The sequence below is a fragment of the Bacillus zhangzhouensis genome, assembly GCF_000715205.1.
Taxonomy (GTDB): Bacteria; Bacillota; Bacilli; order Bacillales; family Bacillaceae; genus Bacillus; species Bacillus zhangzhouensis.
The window spans coordinates 131,274-137,804 of record NZ_JOTP01000008.1; the positions used below are offsets into that span (position 1 = coordinate 131,274).

6 protein-coding genes are annotated in these 6,531 nt (G+C 43.9%); 3 read left to right on the forward strand and 3 right to left on the reverse strand.

Annotated elements, in window-relative coordinates; translation table 11 throughout:
* Positions 1–6: 6 nt before the first annotated feature.
* Positions 7–1,710 carry a septation ring formation regulator EzrA gene (gene ezrA / locus BA70_RS09195; RefSeq protein WP_034321060.1) on the reverse strand — a complete coding sequence of 568 codons (1,704 nt, stop codon included), beginning with the start codon at positions 1,708–1,710 and terminating at the stop codon, positions 7–9.
* Positions 1,711–2,048: 338 nt separating this feature from the next.
* On the opposite strand from ezrA, the gene hisJ reads away from it, so the two are divergent.
* Positions 2,049–2,864, forward strand: coding sequence for a histidinol-phosphatase HisJ (gene hisJ / locus BA70_RS09200; protein ID WP_034321064.1), 816 nt, complete (start codon positions 2,049–2,051; stop codon positions 2,862–2,864).
* On the opposite strand, the gene refZ is transcribed toward hisJ, so the two are convergent.
* On the reverse strand, positions 2,834–3,499 hold the full coding sequence (refZ, locus tag BA70_RS09205) for a forespore capture DNA-binding protein RefZ (protein WP_034321067.1): 666 nt from the start codon (positions 3,497–3,499) through the stop codon (positions 2,834–2,836). The genes hisJ and refZ overlap by 31 nt on opposite strands.
* Positions 3,500–3,625: 126 nt before the next feature.
* Here refZ and BA70_RS09210 point away from each other — a divergent pair, with 126 nt between their 5' ends.
* Both BA70_RS09210 and rpsD read left to right on the forward strand, forming a co-directional pair.
* Positions 3,626–4,123 (forward strand): GAF domain-containing protein, encoded by a 498-nt coding sequence (locus tag BA70_RS09210; protein WP_034321070.1) that lies wholly within the window; start codon positions 3,626–3,628, stop codon positions 4,121–4,123.
* 311 nt (positions 4,124–4,434) lie between these two features.
* Positions 4,435–5,037, forward strand: a complete 603-nt coding sequence (rpsD, locus tag BA70_RS09220) for a 30S ribosomal protein S4 (RefSeq protein WP_034321074.1) — start codon at positions 4,435–4,437, stop codon at positions 5,035–5,037.
* A gap of 233 nt (positions 5,038–5,270) precedes the next feature.
* On the opposite strand, the gene BA70_RS09225 is transcribed toward rpsD, so the two are convergent.
* The coding region (locus BA70_RS09225) for a BclA C-terminal domain-containing protein (RefSeq protein WP_034321076.1) at positions 5,271–6,531 on the reverse strand (1,261 nt) is incomplete at its 5' end.

The following is a 6,531-nucleotide window of genomic DNA, read 5'->3' on the forward strand; positions in this document are numbered from 1 at the left end:
GCTTTTTTATTGGTGCTGATATTCTTTTTCTTGCTGAGCTAAAAGCTTCTGCACGGAGCCAGGTGATGCTTTTTCAACAGCCGATGCTGCCACATCAAAAGAACCGTTATAATCGTAGGCATAAAATCTTCGTTCTGCCTCTTTTAATTGCTCTGATAAGATATGATTTTGACTTCTGAAACGATTCCCATATTGAATGATCCGTTCAATTTGATCCACTTTACTGAGCATCTCTTGTGTCTCATGAGTGACACTCTTCACTGTTTCAGAGGCTTCTTTTAATTGTTGATTCACTGCCGGCATGTTTAGAGGCAGATTCTCCAGCTGCTCGTGAACTTGCTGAATCATCTCCTGCGCTTTTTCAGCACGGTCTTTGATGTCAGCGGGTACGCCTGGAATGTTGCTTTTATGCAGTTGGCGCACTGTATCTGTGAGCATTGTTTTGAGTTCAGCCAGTGTTTCTCTCGCTTGTAATTCTTCTTTTCTTAATGATTGAAGATGGTCTTTAAACGTTTCATGCAATGCTTTTGCATCCTCGATAAAGGTCTCCAGCTGATTGATTTCATCCATTAATAATGAATACGCCACATGATCACGATCAAGCTTCTCGCGTATTTGCTTCATGAGCTTTTCGATTTCTTCTAAGCGCTTTTCGAATGCTTTCTGTTGATCAAGCTCTCCGGCTGTCAGCTTATAGCTTTCTTTCACAAGAGCCGTCTCTGCCTTTGTTTGCGTGTGATCTTGTTCAAGCTTTTCAAATGCTTCCGTGAGCTCAGGCATTTTGCTTTTGATTTCCTGGCCTGCTTCTACTTCTGCTTCCAGCTGATCATACAGCGTCTGAATCGCGTCGTCGATCATTTGCAGGATGCTTGATGCCTCATCTAAGTTGAGTTCATCAATGAGCAGCTTCTCCGCACGGGTCAGCTGTTTATTTAAGTTCTCCAGCTCTTTTGTCATCTGGATGTGCTCTAGCTTGTAGCCTTTGTCTGTCATTTCTTTATAACCGTCTTTCAGCTTAGTCAGCTGACCTGGTACGGTTTGTTTGCAGTCCGCAATAAGCTTCGGTACATCATTAATATACATTTGAAGCTGATCGAGTCTGCGGTCTTGCTCAAGCAAAATTTTTCTTGCTTTCATGTAGTTCCCGTTTTCTGTCTCTTCTTCATACTGCTTGATTCCTTCCCAGGCCTCATCTAAGTCCTGCTCCATTTTGTCATAAAGGGTGCCATATAAATGGCTGTACGCAAGCAGATTTTTTCGAACCGTTTGATATTGCTCTTTGACCTTTTCAATGTCTTTTCGGTTTTGCTCTTCACTTGTCACAAGGTCTGCAATCTCTTTTAAAATGTCTTCAATATTCGAATCAGCAGCAGTCAGCAAATTCCCAATATGTGCAAGAACTTGCTTGGCTTTGGAGAATCGATATTTATCAGAATACTCTTCTGCATCATATAATAGCTCCTCTACCTTTGGAAGATGGGCTGTGACGATATCGTCCCACTCCGCACGCCATCTTTCAAAAAATTGCTCTGTTTCTCCGGTCATTTTTAAATGTTTGATTTTTGAAATTTCTTCTACAATTGATCTGTTTAAAATTTCAATTTTCCATGCTTCCAATCGGTCAATCTCTTTATATATATTTTTTCGCAAAAAATAACCGACTGAAAACAAAGCAAGCAAAATGACAATTAAACCGATGATTAACTCCATAATGAGCCCCCTTGTTGTGATCTAAGTGATGTCAGGGTAAATGTGTCCCGAGTAGACCTGAGAACCCTTTCGTGTCCGCTTTGCATTTGTTTTTATAGCAGGATCGTATGTTTTCCAATACCATCCATTCACGGTTTTATGTATGTTTTTCCAAGAAAGTGTTTGAACGCTTTCTATCATTTGATCACACGTATCGATGTGACCTACTTTTATGTATGCGGAAGCTGTCGTTTTCATTGTTATTATGATACCATGTAACCAGCATTTTTGGTCATGATTTTTCATTATTTTCGCTGATAAACATCACGTTTTTCAAAATATCGACAAGAGGTGACGACATGCTGAAACAAGATGCACATCTACATACACCGTTTTGCCCGCACGGCTCTCTGGATCCTTTTCATTCTTATATTGAAAAAGCCATAAAAAAGGGATTTGATTCCATCACCTTTACCGAGCATGCCCCGCTGCCTCCTTCGTTTCGAGATCCAACGCCTGAGCAGGATAGTGCCATGAAGCTCCAAGACCTTGAAGCATATTTAACGAAGCTGGATCAGCTGAAACTAGAGTACAAAGGACAATTAATAGTAAAAACTGGGCTTGAGGTTGACTATATCAAAGAGTATGAAGAGGAAACAAGTGCCTTTTTAGACTGCTACGGCCCCAAACTAGATGACGGCATTTTGTCTGTTCACTTTCTTCCTGCTGGCGATGAATATATTTGTCTTGATTTTGATGAACATGCCTTCCAGCAGCTGTTGAACATCTATGGCAGCATCGAACAGGTCTATCAATGCTACTATGAGCAAATTCATTCTTCTATTCTATCATCTTTAGGCGACTATAAGCCAAAGAGAATCGGTCATATCACCCTTGTCCAGAAATATAAACAGCTTTTCCCATATGAGATGTCGCCTGAACTCTGTCAAAGGGTCGCCCTTTGTCTTGAAGAAACGGCAAAAAAAGGTATGTCTTTAGATTTTAATACATCGGGTCTTCGTAAAACATATGCCAGAAGTATCTATTTAGATCAATGGATGATTGATCTTGCAAAACAGAAAAAAATTCCGCTCATATTCGGCTCTGATGCCCATCAAGCGGAAGATCTCGGGTATGCCTATGATCAATTTGAAGACATCATGAGTTTCAGATGAGTATCTAATTTCGGCTCTTTGGGTTCTAGCAAATGATGAAGCGAGCGGCTCAGTTCCTTAAAGTACATCTGATAAAAGTACGGTTCGTTTGGGTTCAAATAAAGCACCTCTGTTAAATATTGTGGCTGCAAATATGGCATCATCAGAAGTGATTTTAGCTGAATCATAAATGATGAGAGTGAGAGCTGCTCACAAATCACATGGGTTCTTTTTCCTTTTTCAATCATGAGCTGAAACAAATATTTTTCCTTTGTTAAATACGTTGACATGATTTCTCTGATGAGCGTCGAATCAATCGTCACCTCTCGATAAACGAAACGGGTTAATTGACGGTGTTCATGTTGATAAGATAAAATATCAAAAACTACATGAAGTAAACACTCTTTTGCGTGACGGGTCTCCATGTGATGAACTTGTGTTTCAATCATGTGAATGTAGCCTTCATAAAAATCGGATACGAGCTGCTCTAGCAGCCCTCCTTTTCCTTGAAAGTAATAAGATATATGAGCAACGTTGACATTTGCTTCCTTCGCAATCTCACGGACAGAGGTTCCAGAAAATCCTTTTTGGTTAAAAAGTCTGACGGCAGCATCAATAATACGGTCTTTTGTTTGCACTGTTGTTGATGTTTTCATCCGCTCACTCCTCTTCATATGTACATACTTCAAGCTGAAGGCGGAAGTTCCTTTTACATTTGCTCGACAAATCCCACATGCGAGACGCAAGTTATGTATTTTTGAGATAGAAAGTAGGAGATTTTCATGTTTCATGTCGAAAAACAGTCTGGCGACTCATCGAAAGACTATCAATTGCTTGTCAAACAAGTAGAAGCCATTACAGATGGTGAACCTGATCTTATCGCCAATTTGGCAAATGCTGCGGCGTTATTGTATCACTCACTCCCTGAAGTGAACTGGGCAGGGTTTTATTTGGCAAAAGACGGCGAGCTTGTGCTTGGACCGTTTAACGGACTGCCTGCATGTGTACGCATCCCATCTGGAAAAGGCGTATGCGGTACAGCCTTTGCATCAGGTGATGTGCAGCGTATCGCAGATGTTCATGCGTTCCCTGGCCATATTGCATGTGATGCTGCATCGCAATCTGAGATTGTCATTCCGCTCAGGGTGAATGGCCAAATCATTGGAGTACTCGACATTGACAGCCCAGTAAAAGATCGTTTTAGTGAAGTGGATGAGACGTACTTAGTTCAATTTACAGAGGTCCTGCAGAATGCTTTGTCAGCCTCTACCGATGCATAATGATGCCCCGAAAAAGCAGACTGATTGTCTGCTTTTTTCTTTTTCTCATCTGTAGGAACAGTCGCCATGCCTGATCTTCTCCCTCTAAATAGGTTGACTTCTTATATTCAGCGTCATATAATAGACTTTGTGTGAAATATGGCAGCCTTTTTGTTCGGCTTTTTTGTATCATTTTGTTCCTTCTATTTGGAGGTGCATCTTGTAACTCCCTGCTGCTGGAGCGAGGATGCATGAAAACATAATGACGAAAAAGAGGAAGAACAGACGGTTTTTATTTTTCACAAATAAAAACAATAAGGAGGAGTCACATTATGGCTCGCTATACAGGTCCAAGTTGGAAGATTTCCCGCCGTTTAGGCATTTCATTAAGCGGAACAGGTAAGGAACTTGAAAAACGCCCTTACGCTCCAGGCCCACATGGTCCAGGACAACGCAAAAAACTATCTGAATATGGTTTACAATTACAGGAGAAGCAAAAGCTTCGTCACATGTACGGTGTCAACGAACGTCAATTCCGTACACTATTTGACAGAGCTGCTAAAATTCCTGGTAAACAAGGTGAAAACTTCATGATCCTTCTTGAAACTCGCCTTGACAACCTAGTATACCGTCTTGGCCTTGCTCGTACTCGTCGCCAAGCTCGTCAGCTAGTGAACCATGGTCACATCCTTGTTGATGGAAGCCGTGTAGACATCCCATCTTTCTCTGTAAAACCAGGTCAAACGATTGCTCTTCGTGAGAAATCTCAAAACCTAACAGTTGTGAAAGAATCAGTTGAAGTAAACAACTTCGTTCCTGAATACCTTTCTTTCGATGCTGAAAAGCTTGAAGGTACTTTCACTCGTCTTCCAGAGCGTTCTGAATTAGCGCCTGAAATCAGCGAACAACTAATCGTTGAATTCTACTCTCGTTAATTTCATTACCCTGCAAAGTTTGAACAAAAAAACCCTAGAGTCCTTGATCATTCAAGGATTTCTAGGGTTTTTTGTTTGCTTTCTCCTATGAACAAATGACTTTAAAACATATATTGGAAAACAAATCATGCACGAGACGAGCACCGGGCAAGGCTTCCAATAAGCGGCTGAAAAAGTTCTTCAAATGAAAAGCTCCTTTTGAGGGCTTCTATAAGCATCTCTACACATTTAAGTTAGTCTAATTTTTTAATAATAATAGAAGCGTTCACGTTTGTTTGGGTTCCTCCTGCTAAAGTTTGAAGAGTCACTGCTGCTGCGGAAGTATGGTTTACAAGAGTAAGCGTGTCACCCGCTGCTAGAGCAAGGATTGCCTGACCGTTATTCTGTTGAGTACCAGCTCCTGAACCATAAACTGTGTTCGTCACAGGACCTCCATTTACAAATAAGGTGAATTGATTTGGCTCGACGCCAGAAACTGAAAAAGTAACCTCGTAGTTTCCTGGATTAGTGACTATAATTTGAGAAGTTCCAGGGGCATGCGTAATACCAGCAGTAATAATTCCAGTTGAGTCAAAAATCACTGGGGCTTCTAAAGCTACTGTTTCAGCACTTAGATTGTATACATATGCAAATTCAGCTAGCCCTGCTCCTGTGGCTCCTGTTGCACCCGTTGGATCAGTCGCTCCTGTGGCTCCTGTCGCTCCCGTATCTCCTGTTGCACCCGTTGGACCAGTCGCTCCTGTCGCTCCCGTATCTCCTGTTGCACCCGTTGGATCAGTCGCTCCTGTGGCTCCTGTCGCTCCCGTATCTCCTGTTGCACCCGTTGGACCAGTTGCTCCTGTTGCTCCCGTATCTCCTGTTGCACCCGTTGGACCAGTCGCTCCTGTCGCTCCTGTGGCTCCTGTTGCACCTGTGGCTCCCGTTGCTCCTGTCGCTCCTGTGGCTCCTGTTGCACCCGTTGGACCAGTCGATCCTGTCGCTCCTGTTGCACCTGTGGCTCCCGTTGCTCCTGTCGCTCCTGTGGCTCCTGTTGCCCCCGTTGGACCAGTCGCTCCTGTCGCTCCTGTTGCTCCTGTTGCTCCTGTGGCTCCCGTATCTCCTGTTGCACCCGTTGGACCAGTCGATCCTGTCGCTCCTGTTGCACCTGTGGCTCCCGTTGCTCCGGTTGCACCCGTTGGACCAGTCGCTCCTGTGGCTCCTGTTGCCCCCGTTGGACCAGTCGCTCCTGTCGCTCCTGTGGCTCCTGTGGCTCCTGTCGCTCCCGTATCTCCTGTTGCACCCGTTGGACCGGTCGCTCCCGTATCTCCTGTTGCAGCTGTTGGACCGGTCGCTCCTGTCGCTCCTGTTGCTCCGGTTGCTCCTGTTGCACCTGTGGCTCCTGTTGCTCCGGTTGCACCCGTTGGACCAGTCGCTCCTGTGGCTCCTGTGGCTCCTGTCGCTCCCGTATCTCCTGTGGCTCCTGTTGGACCGGTTGCTCCTGTTGCACCTGTGGCT